At 51.0% G+C, this 22,127-nt stretch carries 23 protein-coding genes; 10 read left to right on the forward strand and 13 right to left on the reverse strand.

Annotated features, from left to right (window positions below; translation table 11 throughout):
* Nucleotides 1-8: 8 nt before the first annotated feature.
* Together glnA and ABJU74_RS06890 are read left to right on the forward strand one after the other, a co-directional pair.
* Nucleotides 9-1,421 (forward strand): type I glutamate--ammonia ligase, encoded by a 1,413-nt coding sequence (glnA, locus tag ABJU74_RS06885; protein ID WP_348383786.1) that lies wholly within the window; start codon nt 9-11, stop codon nt 1,419-1,421.
* A gap of 168 nt (nt 1,422-1,589) precedes the next feature.
* On the forward strand, nt 1,590-2,216 hold the full coding sequence (locus ABJU74_RS06890; RefSeq protein WP_348383785.1) for a hypothetical protein: 627 nt from the start codon (nt 1,590-1,592) through the stop codon (nt 2,214-2,216).
* 21 nt (nt 2,217-2,237) lie between these two features.
* Here ABJU74_RS06890 and ABJU74_RS06895 read toward each other — a convergent pair whose 3' ends face one another.
* Both ABJU74_RS06895 and ABJU74_RS06900 read right to left on the reverse strand, forming a co-directional pair.
* Nucleotides 2,238-2,552: a DUF1330 domain-containing protein gene (locus ABJU74_RS06895; protein ID WP_348383784.1), complete on the reverse strand. Its 315-nt coding sequence runs from the start codon at nt 2,550-2,552 to the stop codon at nt 2,238-2,240.
* A 21-nt stretch (nt 2,553-2,573) separates the two neighbouring features.
* Nucleotides 2,574-3,785, reverse strand: a complete 1,212-nt coding sequence (locus ABJU74_RS06900) for a CoA transferase (RefSeq protein ID WP_348383783.1) — start codon at nt 3,783-3,785, stop codon at nt 2,574-2,576.
* A 95-nt stretch (nt 3,786-3,880) separates the two neighbouring features.
* Between ABJU74_RS06900 and ABJU74_RS06905 the strand changes: the two genes are divergently transcribed.
* Nucleotides 3,881-5,386, forward strand: a complete 1,506-nt coding sequence (locus ABJU74_RS06905; protein ID WP_348383782.1) for a hypothetical protein — start codon at nt 3,881-3,883, stop codon at nt 5,384-5,386.
* Nucleotides 5,387-5,462: 76 nt separating this feature from the next.
* Nucleotides 5,463-5,933, forward strand: a complete 471-nt coding sequence (locus ABJU74_RS06910) for an Lrp/AsnC family transcriptional regulator (protein ID WP_348383781.1) — start codon at nt 5,463-5,465, stop codon at nt 5,931-5,933.
* Between the two features lie 13 nt (nt 5,934-5,946).
* Here ABJU74_RS06910 and ABJU74_RS06915 read toward each other — a convergent pair whose 3' ends face one another.
* From ABJU74_RS06915 to hppD, 3 genes are all read right to left on the reverse strand, one after another.
* Nucleotides 5,947-6,957, reverse strand: coding sequence for a fumarylacetoacetate hydrolase family protein (locus ABJU74_RS06915; RefSeq protein WP_348383780.1), 1,011 nt, complete (start codon nt 6,955-6,957; stop codon nt 5,947-5,949).
* Nucleotides 6,958-7,023: 66 nt separating this feature from the next.
* The gene (locus ABJU74_RS06920) at nt 7,024-7,575 is read right to left on the reverse strand and encodes a VOC family protein (protein WP_348383779.1); all 552 of its coding nucleotides are present in this window, start codon (nt 7,573-7,575) and stop codon (nt 7,024-7,026) included.
* Entirely contained in the window at nt 7,572-8,675 is a 1,104-nt protein-coding gene (gene hppD, locus ABJU74_RS06925) for a 4-hydroxyphenylpyruvate dioxygenase (RefSeq protein ID WP_348383778.1), read from the reverse strand. Before hppD ends, ABJU74_RS06920 begins: the two co-directional genes overlap by 4 nt.
* Nucleotides 8,676-8,815: 140 nt before the next feature.
* Here hppD and ABJU74_RS06930 point away from each other — a divergent pair, with 140 nt between their 5' ends.
* Nucleotides 8,816-9,604, forward strand: coding sequence for an ion transporter (locus tag ABJU74_RS06930; RefSeq protein WP_348422840.1), 789 nt, complete (start codon nt 8,816-8,818; stop codon nt 9,602-9,604).
* Nucleotides 9,605-9,624: 20 nt separating this feature from the next.
* Here ABJU74_RS06930 and ribH read toward each other — a convergent pair whose 3' ends face one another.
* From ribH to ABJU74_RS06945, 3 genes are all read right to left on the reverse strand, one after another.
* The gene (gene ribH, locus ABJU74_RS06935) at nt 9,625-10,044 is read right to left on the reverse strand and encodes a 6,7-dimethyl-8-ribityllumazine synthase (protein WP_348383776.1); all 420 of its coding nucleotides are present in this window, start codon (nt 10,042-10,044) and stop codon (nt 9,625-9,627) included.
* Entirely contained in the window at nt 10,044-11,351 is a 1,308-nt protein-coding gene (gene ribB, locus ABJU74_RS06940; RefSeq protein WP_348383775.1) for a 3,4-dihydroxy-2-butanone-4-phosphate synthase, read from the reverse strand. Before ribB ends, ribH begins: the two co-directional genes overlap by 1 nt.
* Nucleotides 11,352-11,527: 176 nt before the next feature.
* Nucleotides 11,528-12,400: an alpha/beta hydrolase gene (locus ABJU74_RS06945; RefSeq protein ID WP_348383774.1), complete on the reverse strand. Its 873-nt coding sequence runs from the start codon at nt 12,398-12,400 to the stop codon at nt 11,528-11,530.
* Between the two features lie 136 nt (nt 12,401-12,536).
* Here ABJU74_RS06945 and ABJU74_RS06950 point away from each other — a divergent pair, with 136 nt between their 5' ends.
* Together ABJU74_RS06950 and ABJU74_RS06955 are read left to right on the forward strand one after the other, a co-directional pair.
* Nucleotides 12,537-13,127: a class I SAM-dependent methyltransferase gene (locus ABJU74_RS06950; RefSeq protein ID WP_348383773.1), complete on the forward strand. Its 591-nt coding sequence runs from the start codon at nt 12,537-12,539 to the stop codon at nt 13,125-13,127.
* A 129-nt stretch (nt 13,128-13,256) separates the two neighbouring features.
* Nucleotides 13,257-14,207, forward strand: coding sequence for a DUF547 domain-containing protein (locus tag ABJU74_RS06955; protein WP_348383772.1), 951 nt, complete (start codon nt 13,257-13,259; stop codon nt 14,205-14,207).
* On the opposite strand, the gene ABJU74_RS06960 is transcribed toward ABJU74_RS06955, so the two are convergent.
* Together ABJU74_RS06960 and ABJU74_RS06965 are read right to left on the reverse strand one after the other, a co-directional pair.
* The gene (locus ABJU74_RS06960) at nt 14,204-16,225 is read right to left on the reverse strand and encodes a glycosyltransferase (protein ID WP_348383771.1); all 2,022 of its coding nucleotides are present in this window, start codon (nt 16,223-16,225) and stop codon (nt 14,204-14,206) included. The two genes, ABJU74_RS06955 and ABJU74_RS06960, sit on opposite strands and share 4 nt — an antisense overlap.
* A complete protein-coding gene (locus ABJU74_RS06965; protein WP_348383770.1) occupies nt 16,222-16,554 on the reverse strand; it encodes a hypothetical protein in 333 nt (110 codons plus the stop codon). Before ABJU74_RS06965 ends, ABJU74_RS06960 begins: the two co-directional genes overlap by 4 nt.
* A gap of 192 nt (nt 16,555-16,746) precedes the next feature.
* Between ABJU74_RS06965 and ABJU74_RS06970 the strand changes: the two genes are divergently transcribed.
* Nucleotides 16,747-17,331 carry a TIGR04282 family arsenosugar biosynthesis glycosyltransferase gene (locus tag ABJU74_RS06970; RefSeq protein ID WP_348383769.1) on the forward strand — a complete coding sequence of 195 codons (585 nt, stop codon included), beginning with the start codon at nt 16,747-16,749 and terminating at the stop codon, nt 17,329-17,331.
* On the forward strand, nt 17,316-18,056 hold the full coding sequence (locus tag ABJU74_RS06975; RefSeq protein ID WP_348383768.1) for a glycosyltransferase: 741 nt from the start codon (nt 17,316-17,318) through the stop codon (nt 18,054-18,056). Before ABJU74_RS06970 ends, ABJU74_RS06975 begins: the two co-directional genes overlap by 16 nt.
* On the opposite strand, the gene ABJU74_RS06980 is transcribed toward ABJU74_RS06975, so the two are convergent.
* The gene (locus ABJU74_RS06980) at nt 18,053-19,105 is read right to left on the reverse strand and encodes an SDR family oxidoreductase (RefSeq protein ID WP_348383767.1); all 1,053 of its coding nucleotides are present in this window, start codon (nt 19,103-19,105) and stop codon (nt 18,053-18,055) included. The genes ABJU74_RS06975 and ABJU74_RS06980 overlap by 4 nt on opposite strands.
* Before the next feature lie 16 nt (nt 19,106-19,121).
* A complete protein-coding gene (locus tag ABJU74_RS06985) occupies nt 19,122-20,177 on the reverse strand; it encodes a methyltransferase domain-containing protein (RefSeq protein WP_348383766.1) in 1,056 nt (351 codons plus the stop codon).
* 108 nt (nt 20,178-20,285) lie between these two features.
* Between ABJU74_RS06985 and ABJU74_RS06990 the strand changes: the two genes are divergently transcribed.
* Nucleotides 20,286-21,245: a radical SAM protein gene (locus ABJU74_RS06990; protein WP_348383765.1), complete on the forward strand. Its 960-nt coding sequence runs from the start codon at nt 20,286-20,288 to the stop codon at nt 21,243-21,245.
* On the opposite strand, the gene mtnP is transcribed toward ABJU74_RS06990, so the two are convergent.
* Nucleotides 21,242-22,111 (reverse strand): S-methyl-5'-thioadenosine phosphorylase, encoded by an 870-nt coding sequence (mtnP, locus tag ABJU74_RS06995; protein ID WP_348383764.1) that lies wholly within the window; start codon nt 22,109-22,111, stop codon nt 21,242-21,244. The two genes, ABJU74_RS06990 and mtnP, sit on opposite strands and share 4 nt — an antisense overlap.
* Between the last annotated feature and the right edge of the window lie 16 nt (nt 22,112-22,127).

A 22,127-nucleotide genomic window follows, 5' to 3' on the forward strand; every position in this document is an offset into this window, starting at 1 on the left:
ACAATATAATGGGCAATACACCTGCAAGCATCATGAAAATGATCAAGGAACATGAGATTGAATGGGTCGACGTGCGCTTCACCGATCCACGCGGCAAATGGCAGCATCTGTCAATGTGTTCGGACGTGATTGACGAAGACGTACTTGAAGAAGGCTTCATGTTTGATGGTTCTTCTATCGAAGGCTGGAAAGCGATTAACGAATCCGACATGATCCTGCGGCCCGATTTGGACGCGGTCTACATGGACCCGTTTTCCGCCACGCCGATGATGATTTTGGTCTGTAATATTGTCGAGCCCGGCGATGGTTCGCTCTATAATCGCGACCCGCGTTCAACCGCAGTGCGCGCCGAAGCCTATTTGAAATCCAGCGGGATTGGCGACACGGTCTATGTCGGTCCGGAACCTGAATTTTTCATGTTTGATGATGTCAAATTTGAAGATGGCTATGATCGCTCCGGCTTTAAAATTGACGATGTCGAATTGCCGACCAACACCGGCCGTGATTATGAGATGGGCAATATGGGGCACCGGCCACGCGCCAAAGGTGGCTATTTCCCCGTGGCTCCGGTCGATAGCGCGATGGATATTCGCGGTGAAATGGTCGCCACGATGATGGAAATGGGCCTGCCCATGGACAAGCATCACCATGAAGTTGCAGCTGCACAGCATGAATTGGGCATTACCTTTGGGACGCTGGTCGAAACAGCCGACCGCACCCAAGTCTACAAATATGTCGTGCAACAAGTCGCCCATGCATATGGCAAAACGGCGACCTTCATGCCTAAGCCGATCAAAGAAGATAACGGCTCCGGTATGCACACACACATGTCAATTTGGAAAGATGGCAAGCCGCTTTTTGCTGGTAATGAATATGCCGGTCTATCGGAAATGTGCCTCTACTATATTGGCGGCGTGATCAAACATGCCAAAGCGTGTAACGCCTTTACCAACGCCACCACAAACAGTTACAAACGCCTCGTTCCCGGTTTTGAAGCGCCTGTTCTGCTGGCTTATTCAAGCCGCAACCGTTCCGCATCTTGCCGCATTCCTTATGGAGCGGGCGACAAGGCGAAACGCGTTGAGTTCCGCTTCCCGGATGCTTTGGCCAACCCTTATCTGTCTGCCTCAGCTTTGTTGATGGCTGGCCTCGACGGGATTGAAAATAAAATCCACCCCGGCGACGCGATGGACAAAAATCTCTATGATCTACCACCTTCGGAACTGGCTGAAGTGCCTACCGTTTGCGGTTCACTGCGCGAAGCGTTGGAAGCATTGGAAGCCGATCATGAATTTCTGCTCAAAGGCGATGTCTTCTCCAAAGATCAGATTGAGGCTTATGCCGAACTGAAATGGGAAGAAGTCAGCCGTCTGGAAACAACGCCAGCACCGGTTGAATTTGACATGTATTATTCCAGCTGATCCTAACGATCAGGTTCAAACATAAAGGCCCGGGGCAAGACATTGCTCCGGGCTTTTTTGTGGTGACTTACAGAAGATGATTTCCACGCAGGCTGATCCCGGATCAGCTACGGGTTCAGCTTTACGACAGGCTTGCCATGCTTCTGTCAGCCAACGGAGGCTATAATTGTGATACGGTTTTTGGCATTTTTCGGTTCTGCGGCGGCCTTCTTTTTTTCCAGCAATTTGGTTCTGACCAATGAAACAGAACTTTTGGAACTGGAGGGGATCAGCCTTCAAATGACAGAAGCGCAAGTGCATGCCGTCATGACAAAAAACGCCTATACAGCTTCCGGTGAAAGCACAGAAAAACCGAATATTCACGTTCGCTTTGATGATCTGGTCAGGATCAAGAGGGTCGATAGAATACGATTTGCAATGTATAAGCTCACAAGCGACCGCCGCTATGATGGGCCACAAGGCCATTTGCTGATAAGGTTCATGCCATTCAGGGACCGCACGATTGTTACATCAATCACCCTATATCCCAAGGACATACAATGGCGCACTTCGGTGATAACCGATTGTCAGAAATTTGGCACAGATATGCGCAATCGATATGCACCGGATGACACTGATGTCGCCGCTCAGCATGGCCCATGGCAGGCGCCCATGATGGTGGACGGCGAGATGAAAGACGATGGACAGCAAGTGCGCATCGCCTGCAGTCCCAGATTTAATCCGACCGTTACATTGTCCAATCCTTACGCCCAAAGGCTACTGCTACAGCAGATAAACCAAGCACTTGCACAATAGTCTACAAAATCAGAGCGGCGCCTATCGATCCGGAATAGGATGCAGCATCGTTAAAAATTTGAGCGTCGTTCCCGCTCGGCGATGCTCTGATAACGCCTGATAGGCGGGATCATTATACCAGTTTCTTGCGGCTTCAGCATTGGGAAATTTTAACAATACAACCCGCCCTTGCAATGGCGCGGCGCCTTCAAAAGTTTCTGTTTCATCGTCAAACGTGACAAAATGTCCGCCATGTTTTTTGAGGATCGGGAAGAAACCCTTTTCGTAGATACGATAGGTTTCGGCATCTTCAACGGTAAAATTGGCGATGACATGAACGGGGCTTTGGTCTGACATGGCGGCTCCTTGGCTATGAAATTAGTCAGCCTTTTTCGGATGTCCGATGGCGTTTCTAATCTCATCATTATCCGCGCCTAATGTCGGCGGATCACCATATATATTGGCCGGGCTGGCGGAATAATGAACCGGATGTTTGATCGATCGATATTTCCCGATTTTCTCTCCTTCCCGTTCGCTCCAAAATCCGACTTGCTGAAGATGCGGATCTTCCAGCACATCAGCCATCTGATTGTAGCGCATAGCCGGAATATTATTTTCGTCGAGCAACACCAGCCATTCGTCCGTGGTCTTGGTTGCGGCAATTTCTTCAATCAATGCGTAGAGCGCCGTGATATTCTTGGTCCGTTCGGAATAGGTAGCAAATCGCGGCTCTTCAAATACGCCGGGCTTCCCACCCAGTTCGAAAAATGTTTCCCACTGACCGTCGCTATATGGGACCAATCCAATAAATCCGTCCTTGGTTGGATAAGGTTTGCGATTGGGATTGATCGAGCGCGTATAAGCCAGTCGGCCGTTGCCGGGAATGAAGGTTTCTCCCCACAGATTCTCAACCATGTTGAACCATGTAAAAGCTTCAAACATTGGCACTTGGACAAATTGACCGTTACCGGTTTTCTCTTTGTGATACATAGCGGCAAGCGTGGCATTGACGGCAAATAGTCCGATCGTCTTGTCTGCCACAAGCGACGGCATATATAATGGCCGGCCGCTATCGCCGCGCATTTCAAACAGCGAGGCAAATCCTGAAGAACATTGAATCAAATCGTCATATGCTTGCCGGTGGGAATAGTCGCCGCCTTGCCCAAATCCGGCGCAATGGACATAGACGATGCCGGGGTTAATCGCCTTGACCGACTCATAATCGAGACCGAGCCGCTCCATTCCTGCCAATCGCACATTGTGGAAAAAAATATCAGCATGTTTGAGTAGCTCGACAATCACCGCTTTGTCTTCGGCTTCTTTGGCATTGAGCGTGATTGATTTTTTATTGCGGTTCAGCGAGGTGAAAATTGGTCCCAAATCGCCCGTTGGACTATCGCCAGCGTGACGCATCATATCGCCAGGGAATTTTCCGCTGTCATTTTCAACCTTGATAACTTCCGCGCCCATGTCAGCAAAATTTAAGGTTGCGAAGGGCCCCAGCACCACTGTCGACATATCCAAAATCTTGAGCCCCTTTAGCGGTCCGGTTGGTTCAACATCCCATTTTAAATCCGGCCATCCGCTCATTATATTTTCCTCAAATTATTAGGTGCATGAATATGCCTGTCTGTTATCAGTTTTAATCGATCGATGAACTGTTTATTTTGAGGGAATTTCCAGCCATGACAATCTCAGACCGCCAAGCCCCAGTTTTGATCGGCATCGGCGAATCCAGTGGCCAGTCTCTTAATGTTGAATGGCCGTCACCGGTCCAATTGGCAGCCGCAGCAGTCGAGGCGGCCCTAAACGATAGCGGTGCACCCGAAGCACTGGGGGCCTCTATTGATTGTCTGCTCGCCACACGCCTGTTCCACGATAGCGGCGTCCCTCATGCTTATGGATCACCGGCCAATCTTCCCGATGCGATTGCCCAAGCGGCAGGGCTTAATCCCGCGCAGTTAATCTATGGCGACGTTGGCGGCCAAAGCCCGCAAAAACATATTAACGAACTAGCGGTCGAGCTTTTCGAAGGCAAAATTACAGCGGCACTCATCTGCGGCGCAGAAGCGATAGGAACCGTCAAAAAGGCGAAGAAATCCGGCCATGAAATGGACTGGAATCAAACTTCAGATCGCGACTTTATCGACAAGCGCACGGATTTTCCGGTGCTGACCATGTATGAGTTCCGCCACGGTATTATCTCTATGCCTATGGCCTATGGCTTGCTGGAAAATGCTCGGCGCGCGCGGCTGCAGATGGATCGCATCAACTATGGTGAAGATATGGCCGCCTTATGGTCTGCTTTTTCTTCGGTCGCGTCATCACGCACCCATGCCCAATTTGCCAGAGACTGGAGCGCGGAGGAATTGTTACAAGATGATGGCGGCAATTACCGGCTCAATGATCCTTATCGGCGCTGGATGGTGGCGCAAGATGCCGTTGCCCTTGGCGGAGCGGTGATTTTGACAACAGCAGGCCATGCCGCAGATCTTGGCATCGCCGCCGACAAGATGATCTATTTACACAGCGGAGCAGATTCCAGCGTTCCTATCATTAGCCAGCAAAAGGATTTGTCGCGGTCGCCGGCCGTTGAATGGGCGGTGCGCACAGCCCTTGACCTGGCCGAACAACAAGCGTCCGATATTGGGCCCATTGATATTTACAGCTGCTTTCCCGTTGCAGTCTCATTGGTCATGGAAGCGCTCGATCAACCGCAACGTCCCTTGTCCAGCTATACCCTTACCGGCGGATTGAGCTTTTTTGGCGGACCCGGCAATAGTTACAGCACCCATGCGATTGTCGCGATGGTGCAAGCATTGCGCCAGGATGGCAGCAAGCCAGGAATGATCTCCGCCAATGGCGGGGCGATTAACAAGGAGTCCGTCGGTATCTACGCAGCGACGCCGCTTACCGGCGACTGGTCACCGGACCGGATAGCCACGCCCAATTATCTGCCGCCCGATGAAGGCACAAAAGCCGATCATTTTGCAAGCGGCGCCGGGATTATCAAAAGCTATGCGCTGGCCTATGCCAAAGGACAGGCGGGCGCGGCCACCTTGTGGCTGGAGGATGAAAATAACATTCCGTGCATTGGACTGTTAGAAAATGCCCCCGAGAATATCGATTTGCTCGGCAAAGCCGTAACGATCAGCTCGGATGGGAAGCGCAATCATGCCAAGCTCGTATAGAGAAATAATTAGCTATACTTACAGATAATTCAAAATTTCAGCTGATATTGTTGAGATATCGTGATATATTTCTCACATGAATGATAAAATTCAAAAAATCGATGAGAATGACAAAAATATCCTCAAGGCCTTGCAGCAGGATGCATCTGTATCTCTGGAAAATTTAGCCGCACGGCTAAGCCTGTCGACCAATGCGTGCTGGCGACGAATCAAACGGATGGAAACGCAAGGCATAATTGCCCGGAGGGTGGCAATTGTCGAACCGGAAACACTCGGCTTGGGTATGACGGTGTTTGTCGCCGTCCGAACCGATGATCACAGCGATAAATGGCTCGAAAAATTTGCAACCGCTGCAGCCGCTATCGAAGAAGTGGTCGAATTTTATCGGATGGCTGGCGAGATAGATTATCTGCTGAAATTGCTGGTCCGCGATGTTGCCGATTATGACCGAGTCTATAAGAAATTGATCAAGGCCGTACCCCTGTCCGATGTCTCGGCCAGTTTTGCTATGGAACGCATAAAATATGAAACAGCGGTCCCTGTTTGATCAGAATGGCCGGCTAGACAGCAACCACTTCTTGGCGGATCGCTCCGAAAATGGAATGGCCGTCATCATCGAGCATCTGGATTTTCACCACATCGCCAGCACTCATAAACGGTGTTTTGGCCGCGCCGTCAGCGATGGTTTCGATCATCCGGATTTCTGCAATGCAGCTATATCCCAAACCGCCTTGCGAAACCGGCTTGCCGGGGCCGCCATTGGCATCTTGATTGGACACAGTACCAGACCCGATAACTGAACCAGCGCATAAGGGGCGGGTTTTTGCGGCATGCGCAACCAAAGCCGCGAGACTGAATGTTGCATCCACTCCCGCATTCGCACGGCCAAATGGTTCGCGATTATAGTCAACCTGCAAAGGCAGATGGATCACGCTATCCTTCCAGGCTTCACCCAATTCTTCAGGCGTCACGCAGACCGGTGAAAAAGCACTGGGTGGCTTGGACTGGAAAAAGCCAAAGCCTTTGGCCAGCTCACCCGGGATAAGACCGCGCAGCGACACATCATTACACAGCATGATGAGCTTGATATGATCGGCCGCGTCTTGTTCACTCACGCCCATCGGGACATCGTCGGTAATCACCGCAACTTCCCCCTCCATATCGCAACCCCATTGGGGATCACCCAATGGAATATCATCGCGCGGGCCGAGAAATGCATCCGATCCGCCCTGATACATGAGCGGATCGCTGTAAAAGCTCTCAGGCACTTCTGCACCGCGGGCTTTGCGAACCAATTCGACATGATTAATATAGGCGCTCCCATCGGCCCATTGATAGGCGCGCGGCAACGGGGAATGGGCTTCGCGTTCGTGGAAGCGCTCGCAAGGTACGACCTCATGGTCAACATCGCGGGACAGGGCTTCCAATTTCGGTGCGCAATTTTCCCAATTGTCCAGCGCCGCCTGTAAGGTCGGTGCTATATTACTCGCCTCGCAACACCGCGTCAGATCTTTGGAGACAACGACCAGTCGGCCATCGCGATTGTCATTTTTCAATGTTGCGAGTTTCATAGGGTTCCCATCTTTAATTGAACCGCGATAGTGCGCCGGAATGTCGCAACAATCAATATGCCGTGTTTAATGTTCGTCTCTGGCTTTCTCGTGTAACCAGGCCGCATGTTGCGGCGCCTTTTTCGTCCGGCTCCATTCTTCCAGCATATCTGGAGCAACGCGTCGTAATTCAGCCATCTCGTCTTCCGTGCCAATGTCGCAGGCAATTTCCAGACGATGGCCATTGGGATCAAAAAAGTAGATGGATTTAAATATACCATGATGCGTAGGACCGAGAACTTCCAACCCTTCGGCTTCGGCATTGGCTTTGGCGGCTTCTAATTCGTCCAAGCTGCTCACCTTGAAAGCGATATGTTGCACCCATTGCGGCGTGTTCGGATCCTTGCCCATTTCCGGTTGCTCGGGCAATTCGAAAAAGGCCAGTATATTTCCGCCGCCAGCGTCGAGGAAGATATGCATATAGGGATCATATTCACCCGTTGAAGGCACTTCATTTTCCGCAAAAGCAAGATCGAAATCCATACCCATGACGCGCTGATAAAATTCCGTCGTTTCCTTGGCATCTTTGCAACGATAGGCAACATGATGGATGCCTGCGAGATTGGGCGCTGCGGTCATTCTGCAGGTTCCTTGACATCGAGAACACCGCGCGCAACTTGATCGCGTTCAATACTTTCAAACAACGCTTTAAAATTGCCTTCGCCAAATCCATCGTCGCCTTTGCGCTGAATAAATTCAAAAAAGACCGGACCAACTTGTGGCTCGGCAAATATTTGAAGCAATAGCCGCGGCTCGCCGCCTTCGGTGGTGCCGTCCAATAATATGCCGCGCGCCTGCAAGGCGTCGGCGTCTTCGCCATGACCCGGCAGCCGTTCATTGAGCATGTCATAATAGGTTTTGGGCGGCGCCGTCATAAACGGAACGCCAAGCTTTTTCAGCCGGTCCCAGCATCCGACAAGATCATCACATATTAATGCAATATGCTGAATCCCTTCACCATTAAATTCGCGAAGAAATTCCTCAATCTGCCCTTTGCCGCCTTCGCCTTCTTCGTTGAGCGGTATTTTAATTTTGCCGTCTGGTGCGGTGAGAGCTTTGGACGTCAGCCCAGTATATTCTCCCTTGATGTCGAAAAACCGGATTTCGCGGAAGTTGAACAAGCTTTCATAATAATCCGCCCAATATTTCATCCGGCCGCCATAAACATTATGCGTCAAATGGTCGATGATATCGAAACCGGCGCCGACCGGATTGCGATCCACATCCGGATAATATTCAAAATCAATATCATAGATAGTCAGCGATTCGCCGCGCTCACCGCCATCATAGCGATCAACCAAATAGAGAATCGCTCCGCCAATGCCGCGAATAGCCGGGATGTGTAATTCCATTGGTCCGGTTTCAACGCTGACGGGTTCCGCTCCATTTTCAAGCAGATGATCATAGGCTTTGCGCGCGTCTTTGACCCGGAAAGCCATGCCACAAGCCGAGGGACCATGTTCGCGGGCGAAATACCAGGCGGCTGATTTGGGCTCATAGTTGATGATCAGATTAATCTGGCCCTGACGCCACAAATGGACGTCTTTGCTGCGATGTTTAGCAATTTCGGTAAATCCCATGACCGAAAAAACCGGTTCAAGTATTCCCCGCTCGGGGGCACAAAATTCAACAAATTCAAAGCCATCGAGACCAGCTGGGTTTTCAAAAAGATCAGCCATGGGAGGGTTCCTTACAACAGAGTATAATATAGTTTCATTTGTAACTATAGCGGAGCAGATGCGTATTGGCAAGTGTATCGCATGAGCATTCTCGACTTGATACCCGTCCACGAAATCGCCAAATGGCAGGGATAAACAGAGTGAAGGGCAATCGCGTGATATCCAAAATCAAAACCATGATTGAATCGGCTTGGTTTCAAAATTTGGTCATGACTGTAATCGTTATCAATGCGATTGTCATTGGGCTGGAAACTTCTTCCGGAGCCATGGCCGCTTTCGGACCGCTGTTAATCGGCTTGGACCAGATCGCGATTATAATTTTTGTCGTTGAAATTCTCCTGAAATTGCTAGTCTATCGATTGTCCTTTTTCCGCAATGGTTGGAATATATTCGATTTTATAATCGTCTCCGCGGCTTTGCTGCCCCTGGGCGGAAATTTTGCGATCCTCCGGGCCCTGCGGATCGTCCGGGCCTTTCGCCTAATTTCAGCCATGCCCAAAATGCGTCAGGTGGTGCAAGGCTTGCTGGCCGCTATCCCGTCCATGGGTTCAGTCATATTGTTATTGGGTCTGATATTTTATGTCGCCGCCGTAATGGCAACCAAATTATTTGGCGGCGCTTTTCCGCAATGGTTTGGGTCTATCGGATCGTCGCTCTATTCCCTTTTCCAAATCATGACGCTGGAAAGCTGGTCAATGGGCATCGTCCGTCCGATCATGGAAGTCTATCCATGGGCCTGGACATTTTTCGTGCCGTTCGTCCTAGTGACTTCCTTTGTTGTGCTTAATTTGTTCATCGCGATTATCGTCAATGCCATGCACGAAGAAGCCGACGAAGAACAAAGCGCACAGCGCGATATTATCTTGGACGAGATCAGAGGACTGCGAGAAGAAGTCTCCGCCATGCGCAAAGACCAAGCGCGTTCATAAAGCCACAGGGAGAATGGCGATCAGCTGAACTTTTGAACCAGTTCCACCACGGCCATGGCGGCTTTTGCTGCTTCACCACCTTTGTCCTTCTGCCCCTTGTCCGCCCGCGCAAGCGCCTGGGCTTCATTTTCTACTGTAATAATACCGTTGCCGACTGCGGCACCATCAAGCGTCAAAGCCATGATGCCACGCGCACTTTCATTTGAGACAATTTCAAAATGATAGGTCTCGCCGCGCAGCACCACACCGAGCGCAACAAAGCCGTCAAATTGACCGCTATCAATCGCTAGCGAGATCGCTCCAGGAACTTCCAATGCGCCAGGCACAGTCAATTTTTCATATGCGTGACCGGCCGCTTCCAAAGCTGTGATTGCGCCATCGAGAAGCATATCATTAAGCTGATCATAAAAACGCGCTTCAACAATAAGAAATTTCGCCATTATACGGCCTCCGCTTGCAATTGATCTTGGCCATCAGGAATGGCCCGCTGACCGACAATACGCAAACCATAGGCGTCCAGTCCCACCAGATCATGGCTCGTATTGGAGAGCAATTCCATATCACTCACTCCCAATTCGGTGAGGATTTGTGCGCCTACGCCATAATCACGCAGCTGATCCATATCGGCTGGTTTCTCGCCTTTGAGGCGCGCGACTTGGCGCGAATAAAAATCCGGAATGCGCGGGCTGATAAAGACTATGATACCCGACCCCGCCTCGCCAATAATCTTCATTGATTCGGCCAATGTGCCTGAATGGTCGCCCGTTTTTCCAAACACATCGTTAAATATAGCGGTTGCGTGCATTCTCACCAAAGTCGGGGTTTCGGGATCCACATGGCCTTTTTGCAAAACTATTTGTTCCGATTCTGTTGCGGTGTTGAAAAAGGTCAATGCCTTCCATTCTCCGCCCCAACGGCTTTCAAAACTGGCTTCCGTTCTTTTTTGAGCGAGATGATCATGGCGCAATCGATAAGCGATCAAGTCACGGATTGTACCGATTTTCAAACGGTGATGCTGAGCAAATTCGATCAGATCATCAAGCCGGGCCATTTCTCCATCATCTTTCATAATCTCGCAAATCACACCGGAAGGATTAAGCCCGGCCAAGCGGGACACATCTACCGCCGCTTCTGTGTGGCCGGCACGCACCAGCACGCCGCCATTGCGCGCTTGCAATGGAAAAACATGACCCGGCGTCACAATTTCGCTCTTATCTTTGGTCCCGTCGATCGCGACCGCAACCGTACGCGCCCTATCGGCAGCGGAAATACCTGTCGTTACGCCTTCGCGCGCTTCGATCGAAATAGTAAAAGCCGTCTCGTGAGCAGTGCGATTATTCTGGCTCATCATATCGAGACCCAGTTCTTCCACTCGATCCTTCGCCATGGCTAGACAGATGAGACCACGGCCATATTTGGCCATGAAATTAATCGCATCAGGCGTGGCCATTTGCGCTGGAATGATAAGATCGCCTTCATTTTCTCGATCCTCATCATCGACCAGGATATACATCCGGCCATTGCGCGCTTCATTGATGATTTCTTCGGCGGTTGCCATGACGCCGCTGCCACCCCGCGCCAAATAGGTTTCCAGCTTGCCCAGAGTTTCAGCGGTCGGGTTCCAATCCGGTTGTCCCAATGCCCTTAAGCTATTGGCATGGAGACCAGCCGCGCGCGCCAAACCGGCTCGCGTTTCTTTGCCAGAATCGATCAAGTCGATCAGTTGTTCGATCAATATTTTGCTCATAGATAGACCTCGGATGATAGGATTAGCTGCGCCCTATCACACTATAATGTGATACGTCCAGAGATATATCACATCAAATGTGATAGTTTTGGAGGCACTATCATCCCATCATCGCGATCAGCTAGCTGACATTCTCGCGAATAGCTTTTTCGGCCGCCGCGCTAGTGTCTTACTGACTATAGAAAAGCCCGCAATTCTTGAACAAACTGGTCAAATTGATCATGATGTAACCAATGGCCAGCATTGGCGAAGCTCTTAACCTCGACATTGTCGCCAAAATATTTCATCCGCCCGTCTTTTTCCGGATTACTCGCCCAACTGTCATCACCATAATGCAATTGGGTAGGGCATGTGATGTTGCCCCACAGTTGCTGAATATCCGATTGCTGCAAATCGATCGAATCCCAATGTTGCACATAGGGATCAAATTTCCAGCTATAGCTGCCATCTTCATTACGGATCACCGCATGCGTCGTCAGATGCTCCGCTTGCTCATCAGACAAATGACCATTGGCATCCTGCATCCGCTTTAACGCATCATCAAATGTCTTATACCGCTTTACCTGGCGTCCGGACGCCCGGCGCTTTTCCTCGATCGAATTGCGCACGCGCTGAAGCTGCCCTATTTTCTCGCGCTCAACGAGCATTTCAGGACTAGGACCAAGCCCTTCTATGGCGACCAATTTCCGCACTGTGTCAGGATAGAGTCCAGTATAGCGCAAAGCGATATTTCCGCCCATACTATGCGCAACAATAGTAACGGGTGAAAGATCCAGTTGATAGATGAGCTGCGCCAAATCGGTAACCATGGCCATGGTTGTATAGTTGCCGTCTGTACTCCACTGGCTATCTCCGTGCCCCCGAACATCGGGTGCAATAATATGCCAGTCATCCCGCAATTCCTGGACCACCCAATCCCAGTTGCGGCAGTGATCCTTCCCGCCATGTAGCAAAATAAGCGGCGGTTTGTCGGCATTGCCCCAATCGGCATAATGCAGTCTGAGGCGTTGCGAAAAATAGCTGTGGGAAGCGGGGCCAATAAGTGTCATTTCATATTCCTAGCCATTAATAACAATGTCGCGCCTATAAACCGCCGGGTAGTGATTTGTCGAAGATTGTTTCAGGATGAAACCAATAGCTGTGTCGCCGCGAATAGATAGCATTAGGTTCAAGAGGTTCCAACGCATGCAGATTTTCTGGAAAATCCCGCTTCTTGGTCGTGCGGTTTACGCGATTTGGAAAATGGATGCGCGGCGAAAATATCGTCTGACACATAAATGGCTGAAACCGGCAGATCATCTGGTAGAAATTGGATCGGGGCCCGGCAGTGTCGTTGAAATTTTTCGCGACCAAGGACTGGAAGTAACGGCCTTGGATATAGCCGATAATAGCATTGAGAAACGCTTGCGTCCGATCATCTATGATGGTGAGATCATGCCATTTGACGATCAGACATTCGACACCGGCCTGTTGCTCACCATTTTGCATCACACAAAACGGCCTGATGTGATTTTGCACGAAGCGGCACGCATATCCAAAAGGCTCATCATTATCGAAGATGTCTATGAAAGTCCTTGGCAGGCATTTTATACGAAATGGACCGACAAGTTGACCAATATGGAATTTTTCGGCCATCCGCACAGCAACCGCAGCCATCAACAATGGCTGGCGACATTTGACCAAATGGGATTGCATCTTCGCCATAGCGCGGTTCACAAATTGGCTTATTTCTATCGCCAGGCGGTGTATGTTTTGGACGTTGATCCGATTGACTGACAATGGGCAACTTCAAGTCATATGTGCTTTTTCCATGAAAATGATACACGTTGTAACAGTTCGTCGATTTGCAGCGAATGAAGAGCAAAAGGATACATTGACACTCCCCTTTATCTAGCAAGGTTTGACATGAAAAAAAATTTGGCAACAATTTTCTGCCTACTCGCGGCGACATCAGCCCAAGCGGCAACATTTGATCATTCGGGTTGGAATAGCCTGTTGAATGACAATGTCGAAATGGCCGCAGACGGAACCAGTTCAACCGCCAATTATACGCAATTCCTAGAAGATCGGGCGGCATTGAAAATCTATCTGGACGCGATGTCATCGGTCACGCGCGAGGAATTTGATGGCTGGTCCAATCCAGATCAACTCGCCTTTCTCATCAATGCCTATAATGCCTGGACGGTGGAGCTTATCCTGACGGCATATCCGAATCTGACATCGATCAAAGAATTGGGCACATTGACACAATCACCTTGGCAAAAAGAATTTATTCCGTTGCTGGGAGAGACTTTGTCTTTGGACAATATCGAACATGACATCATCCGTGGCAGCGGCCGCTATGACGAACCACGGATCCATTTCGCGGTCAATTGTGCCAGCATTGGCTGCCCTTCGCTATTGAATGAAGCTTTTGTTGGCAGCAAATTAGAAGCGCAGCTCGAAAGAATGACAGATGGCTTTTTGCGCGACCGTAGCCGCAACCGCTTGGAAAATGGTAATTTGGCCGTATCCACCATCTTCAATTGGTATGGCGATGATTTCGAGCAAGGTTGGCGCGATGCCGAAACTTTGGATGAATTTTTTGCCCTTTATGCTGATAGTCTCGGTCTTTCAGACACTGATATTGAAGCGCTGAGCGACGGCGATATGGAGATTTCATTCTTGGAATATGATTGGCGCCTAAACGATAGCAAAGGGCCGGGTCAGGCAGAAAATTCGAATTTTATCTCACCTCTGTGGTTGATCCGTTCCAATCCGCTGCTCGGCGCGGCGGCGGGCGGCCTGTTGCTGGTCCTTATTGGCGGTGGTTTCTATCTCATCCGCCGGCGACGCAAGCAAGCGGCACAAGACTAACGAAAAAACGCTTCTCGGCCGATGACAAACAAGATCTTGTTGCCTGCCATTAGCACACCGCGGATGGTTCCGGATATTTTCGAAACACCCACCCTTCGGCGATAGCCGGCGGGGCGTTCAACGATCCGCATATTGTGCTGGACCGCCTTGACCTGCATTTCGATGGTCCAACCAAAATCACGATCGGCCATATGCAATTGGTCCAATACATCCCGGCGTATCGCCCGAAAGGGTCCCAGATCGGTCATCCGCTTTCCCCAGATCAGCCACATTAACCGAGTCGCAAGCCAATTGCCGAAAATTTGCGGAAAAGTCATTGCCCCCGCCTGTTTTCTGCCCAAGGCGCGAGAACCAATGACGAGATCAGCCTGACCATCTATCAATGGCGCGATCAGGCCGGGCCCTTCTTCGGCAATATCCGCGCCGTCTCCATCCATAAATAATATCAAATTTGCGTCATCAGGAATGGCGGCGATGCCAGCCAAACAGGCAGCGCCATAGCCGCGGTTTGGTTCGCGCACCACTTGCGCCCCAGCGATCTGAGCCAAAGATATTGTGTCGTCTGAAGAGCCGTTGTCGGCGACAATTACGTGCGGTTTTGACGGCCAATTTTGGGCGCGAATATCGCGAACCACTTGGCCAATTGACTTTTCTTCATCCAATGCTGGAATGACAATTGCGATATTGGGATGATCAAGAGGATTAAGCGGCTTGACCTTTTCTTCTTTTTCGATCCGGGTTTTCCGAAACTGCAGATAGTCCCAGCCAATTGCTCCTAATATCATCGCCACCTGGACTGCCCAGGCCCATCCATGCACTTCGAAATCGTTGAGAAGAGGGTCGTCGAGATTAAGGCCGGTCAAATAGCTTAGCGGCAAGGCAGCGGCCGCGACAAAGGGCCAGATCATCCTGCCTTTCGTCGCAAAGGGTAAAATCCACAGCAGATACCAAGCGTTTACAGCCGGTGCGAGCACCAGGATCACTCCAAAGATCAGGGCTATCGGGGCAGTATCCAAAGTCCGTGTACGGGCATGGAATATCATCACTATGGCTATGCCTATGACTGCTGCGCTGGTCCGCGCTATCGGCGGCGGCAAGGCAAAATCGAGCAGCGCAAAGGCAAGCGGATTATAATACCAATTGCTCGCAAAAACGCCGGTTGAATCGAAGCCGGCACCCTGCCCTTGAAGCAGAAACACACCATAAATAATCACCAGACTGGTCAATGCGACAACCAAGGCGCGCGCCTTCATTCGCAGCAAAAGCGGGAAAAGCGCTAAAGCCACAATCTTGGCGCCGGCTGCCAATCCGAAGAATAAACCGGCAAGCCATGGATAGCGCTTGGCAACAACCAGCCCTGCAAGCAACAACATCGCCATGATGCCATCAGGGTGGATATGGATGATAATCTCGGTAAGCACCAGCGGGGACCATGCATAGAGCGCCGTCTTGTTCGGGCTTGTCCAGCGCAGCAACAACGCAACCAATATCAAATTGGCGATCGCGAAAACAATTCTCAAACCGAGAGGATCTGTGCCTGAAAACTGGTAGATCAAAGAGAAGAGAAATTGCAGCGTTGGACCATAAATGGTCGGTAGATGCGGATTGTTTACGCCATCAAGTATCAATCCCAGCCGGTCATCCGCCAGTGTTTCCCCAAAAAAATTGGCCGGTGCAATGCCATAGGGAGTGCCGTTTTGTGACAGCATCCAGCCATCCCAGATGAATCGAAAATAATCATCTTCAAACGCAGCAAAACCAAAAATCGCGATCGCGTGCGCAATCAATGCGACTCCGAAAACGGTATTCGACCCTAACGGAGAACTGCGCCATACACTGATTGTAACCGCAAACGTGCCCAGACTGAGCAAAAGCACATAGGGCAAAATGGCGACATCGGGGCTACGCGATAACAGCACCAGCGCCGCGGTCACGGCAATCGCCATGGCCGCGCTCACCAGAGCTGGGAATTTCTTTGTCGCGGGGGAAGCGAACCCGAAGACCGCGCGCGACTTCAAGTGGCTATGCTATAGCGTTCCGAAATATAGAAAAGCACAGCTTGGCGTTGTTTCGGCTTGAGTTTAAACTCACCAGCCTTGACTTTTGCCGCGACTTCGCGGGCCATTTTGCCATTGTTGACGCCGCTGCTATATGCGCATTTCTTACAAGTGATCCGCTTTTTAAAGGCTCTTTTGCCTTTATTATACGCCACCAATCGAGGATTTCGGGGTTGAGGAGCACTGAACCCGCCGCCGCTATATCCACCACCACCGCCGCCGCCGGATGCCAATGCCGGGGTTGCAACAATGACTGATGCCGCTGCCAAAACTAAGCTCAGGTTTTTCATAATATGCTCCTAAATTACTGTCATAGATTTTAAAAGATCAATCAAGTTTCGCGGTAACTCGCGAATTTGTTACAGTCCGGTTTGAAAAAAATGAAAATTATGTAACGTTAGTCTTTTCTGTCTCGAACCGGCTGTTGGTAAAGGCCCTGATCACGATCGGATCACCATGTTTCTTCTCCGTCAGCTTGCATCATGAATCCCGTCCGACTGGTCTTGTTCACTCGCTATCCGGTGCCGGGCACGGCCAAGACGCGGTTAATCCCCACCCTTGGTCCCGATGGCGCGGCATTGGTCCACAAAAAGCTCACCGAACGAACCGTCGAAATATTACGGCAGACCGGAGCAAAAGTTGAAATTCACTATAGCGGCGGCGATGATCAGACTTTGACCACATGGCTAGGCGACGACTTATCATATGTTCCGCAACCGACCGGTGATTTAACCGCCCGCCTGCTGGCTGCAATCCACCCCGGACCGGTTATTTTTCTGGGTTCGGATACGCCTGATTTGACGGTAGATCATGTCGTAGCAGCTCAGCGTGCACTACAAAGATCCGAAGTCGTTATCGGTCCAGCCGATGATGGCGGCTATTATCTTATCGGCCTGCAAAAACCTCATTCCTTTTTATTTGAAGATATGCGCTGGAGCACAGAACATGTTATGCCCGATACGCTGGCACGGTTGCAGCAGCGCGGCATGCGCTATGAAATATTGGAAATTTTGCATGATTGCGATCGCCCCGAAGATCTGGATAGATGGCCATGGCTGACCCGATGAACCGGGTGACGGTGCTCATCCCGATGCTTAATGAAGAAAACGCGCTCCCGGCGACCATCAAAGGCATAAAGCTGCTCGACCCACAGCCTGACGAAATATTGGTTGTCGATGGCGGCAGCGAGGATCAATCGGTCGATCTGGTGAAAGCGGCTGGCTTTTCGGTCTTGAGCGCCCCGAAAACAGGGCGCGGCGCGCAAATTAACTTTGGTGTCGACCAAGCCAAGGGCGACATAATCTGCGTTCTCCATGCAGATAGTATTTTGCCGCCCGATGCCGTGACAGTCATATGTGCGGCTATGGCTGATGGCAAAACCGGACTGGCCAGTTTCACTCCGCGCATCGCTGGCCCCCAAGGCACACGCTGGGGCTCAACTCTGCATAATTGGATCAAGACCTGGTATGCGCCAATGCTCACTCGGCCGCATCTGTTTCTGCGCGGGGTCCGCCTGTTATTCGGGGATCATGCCATGTTCTTCCGCCGGGAGAATTTTCAAGCCATAGGCGGTTGCGACGAGCGCGTGGTGGTGATGGAAGAAGCCGATTTGTGCATCAAACTTTCCCGCTTTGGCAAAATTCGCATGATACCGCGATGGGTTTGGACATCGGACAGACGCATTACCGCTTGGGGGCGATGGCGCGCCAATTGGATATATCTGAAAGTAGGGCTGATGTGGGCGATGGGCGCGCGAGAAAGGCTCGCCGATGAATATCCAGATATCCGCTAACCGCCGTATTCTGCCCGCTGCTTACGGATGAAGCCTTGATCGATGGAATAGCGGATCATTCTTTGCAGCGCAGCAAGATCCATAGCCGGGCAGACCCGGCCGTTTACACGCCGCAAATTTTCAGTTTCAAATTGCGGGTCCCGTTGCAGATAAGCGGTATAAAAGGCTGCAAATTGTTTATACAAGCGCCGCTCTAGTGGCGGCAAATTGTCCACCGTAAACCTGTCGAGCGGTACCAAGGACGGAGGGTCGAGATGATCAAATTGACCAATGGCATCGACCAATAACGAAACCGGAATGGCGCGCGCGGCAGTCAAATGGATGATTGTACCCTCTGCCCTTTCCCAATGATGGATAATGTCGAGCAAGCCGGCAATGACATGATCTATGGGTACAAAATCCAATGTTGCATGTTCGGCCACCGGTAAACGACTAATATGCCCCTCAGCGAGGAGCCGGAAAAATTTATAAAAGCTGTCAAATCGCGGATAAGCGCCATCGGCATGAGCGCCAACAACAATGCTCGGACGCGCCACGACAGATTCTCGATTTGCAGCCAGCACCAATGCTTCCCCGGCGGCTTTGGATCGTTCATATCCGTTGGTAAATTCCTGTTGAACCGCTGCCGGCTCTTCAGCAATAAGACCGCCGCGAATGCCACAAACATAAGCTGTACTCACATGGAGAAAACGCGCATTGCGACATATAGCGAGCATATGGGCAACACCATCCACATTGACGCTCTGATAGACATTGTCCCCGGTGTTGAAGTCAGTGACAGCTGCGCAATGTACAACCAGATCAACATACCGTTCCAATAGTGCAAGTTCATCCTTGTTCAGCCCCAGACCGGGTTGACAAATATCCCCGCTCAGTCGGGCGAGCCGGCCAGGTTCGGGCATCGTACCATGGAAATTTGAAGCAGCCACCGGCTGGCCGTCATTGGCGGTAATATCCTGACCTTGCCTGGTTAGCGCTATAATCGAATGACCCGCAGCAAGCAGGCGCGCCGCCAGTTCGCCGCCAATTGTCCCGGTTGCGCCGGTCATCAAAATATTCATCGGATCAGCAGCAAGCAGCCGCCTCGGCGCTTTGTGCGTCCTCGTTTGCAACGAAAGGCATTTGTCCGCCGCATCCATCAAACAGGCCATAGTGGCGGGAAAAATCACCGATAAAATCAAAATAGGGCGCGAAACGTGTGCCGGCCAACATATGCCAGGAATTGCCGCAAATCGGGAAGACCCGCCCCGCTTCTATCGGATGATCCTTGTCCAGTTGAAACAACCGCTCCTGCCCCTCTATTCCGCCCTTGTAAATCACCGCCTGCCCATAATCTTCGCAAGCCATTTCCAATTCCGCGAGTTTAAACAAACGATAAGTTGCGGAATAGAAACGGATACCGTCTAGAATCGCAGCAATTTTTGAATCACCGATGCCCAAAGGCCGGTCATTAACCAATCGCGGATCAACGAAACCAGAGGCTTTTGCCTGCGCTAGAAAATCGCCCCAATATAAAGCGCCGGACAGACATTCGCCATGCAGCACCGGATCGTTGAGCAAATGCGCCGGTACGCGCCGATCAGCATAGACATCTGAGAAATAAAGCTCTCCGCCCGGCTTCAGCAAGTGAAATGCCGCTCGAAACACAGCCGCTTTATCCGCCACCAAATTGATCACACAATTGGAAACGATAATATCAAAACTATTGGGCTCGAGGCCCAATTGATCGAGCTTTTCAATATCGCCCTGGAGAAAATGAACATTGCTTTGCGCATAGCCGAACCGGTCTCGATGCCATTCCTTATGCTGATTGGCGACAGCCAGCTGTGCGGCTGTTGCATCAATGCCAGTCACGCTGCCTTGTTCCCCCACCAGCTGTGCCAACAGATAAGCATCTTGGCCAGAGCCGGATCCGAGATCCAATATATCCATGCCATCAATCAGTTGGGGCGCGACCAAGCCACAACCATAATAGCGGCTCTTCACATCCTCGTGAACATTCGCCAGTGCAGCTTTCACATGAACCGCGGGCGCCGCGGCCATTGTGCAGGCATCGGTCAGCAGATCTGAGGATCCGTTGAGAATTTCTCCGTAATATTTCTGACTGTTTTCAAGATTCATCTCATGGCTCCACAATTTTACACCACTGGTTCGTAAAATTTGGCCAAGGGGTTACAGTTCTGTCCTGCCGCCTGTAACAAAAGGAGAATATGTTGCGAATAGGTCTATATGTCTAAACCCTCTCCATTTTCCGTCCGAGATAGCGGACGGCTTGATCCCCGGAAATTTCAAGATCAACGGCAAACCGCTGCTGGCGATACGCGCGCCAGCGTTGCGATGACCGGCCTCGATACATTATGGATCAATACCGGCACTTTGTGCAATCTGGCTTGTAAAAATTGCTATATTGAAAGCTCGCCGACCAATGATGCGTTGAGCTATATTTCCCTAGCCGAAGTGCAAGTCTTTCTGGACGAAATAGCCGCTGAAAATCTGCCGACGCGAGAAATCGCCTTTACCGGCGGCGAACCTTTTATGAACAAGGATATGATTGCGATTTTGCAGCTATGTCTGTCGCGTGATTTTGACATATTAATCCTCACTAACGCGATGCGCCCGATGCGCAGATATGAAGCCGAATTACTGGCATTGGACAAACGGGAGAAAATGACATTTCGTGTCAGTCTCGATCATTTTTCTCAAACCGTGCATGAAGCGGAAAGAGGACCGAACACCTGGAACAAGGCGCTGGACGGGCTTGATTGGCTGGTTGGAAACGGGTTTCCCATCGCAATTGCCGGGCGCCATTTGGCGGGCGAAAGCGAAGAAATGGCGCGGTCAGGCTATCAAAAACTATGCGTCGAGCGTAATTGGCCATTGGCCGTGGATGATCCAGCACAGCTGATGGTATTTCCAGAAATGGATGCCCAAGCGGATATTCCGGAAATTACCGACGCCTGTTGGACTCTACTAAATGTCGACCCAGCCAGCATCATGTGCGCATCCAGCCGCATGGTGATCAAACGCAAGGGTGAGGCATCGCCGCGCGTGGCGGCCTGTACCTTGCTCCCTTATGATCGCCAATTTGATATGGGAGCAACCTTAAAAGAAGCCCAACAGGATGTGCTTTTAAACCATCCGCATTGCGCCCGTTTTTGTGTCCTTGGCGGTGCGAGCTGCTCCGCTTAACCAGCGAGCACTCGCCCTGCAATCACATCCAATTTCGCCACAAGATCGGGATTGCGCTTGGCGGGATCAGTGATCATCGCAAAGTCCAAAACCTGATCTATCGGATTGGCCGGGCGTCTTTCCGGCAAGGCGTGAGCCAGCTTTTCCACTAAGCCCCGGGCCGCCGCTGCATTGGCTCCCAACTGCGCAATCACTGCGTCGACTTCAACCGCCGCTTCATTTTCTCGCCAGCAATCATAATCTGTCACCATCCCCATTAGCGCGTAAGGAAGTTCCGCTTCTCGCGCCAATTTTGCTTCTGGCATCGCGGTCATGCCGATAATATCAGCCCCCCAGCTGCGATACATATGGCTTTCTGCGCGGGTCGAAAATTGCGGGCCTTCCATTGCCAAATACGTGCCTGTGTCGTGAACATTCGCCCCGGCATCACGCGCCGCTTGTACAGCCATTGCCGATAAGAGTGGGCAAACCGGATCGGCCATGGATACATGGGTGACCAAGCCATCACCGAAATAGCTTTTGACCCTTGCAAAGGTCCGGTCGATAAATTGATCTGCCGCAACAAAATCTCCAGGAGCCATGGCTTCGTTTAATGATCCTACCGCTGAAATGGATAGCAAATCCGTAGCCCCAGCCCGTTTCAAGGCATCAATATTGGCCCGAAAATTCAATTGGCTTGGGCCAATGTGATGCCCGCGTCCATGGCGCGGTAGGAATAGGGTTTTCACCCCGGCAATATGACCTGTTAGCAATTGATCAGAAGGTGCGCCCCAAGGCGTATCCACTGTAACCCAGCGTGCATCTTCCAACGCATCCAATGCGTAAAGGCCCGAACCACCGATAATGCCTAACGTCCATTCCTTCATATTTGGGATATCCTCT

It is taken from the genome of Parasphingorhabdus sp. (genome assembly GCF_039982415.1).
GTDB lineage: Bacteria > Pseudomonadota > Alphaproteobacteria > Sphingomonadales > Sphingomonadaceae > Parasphingorhabdus.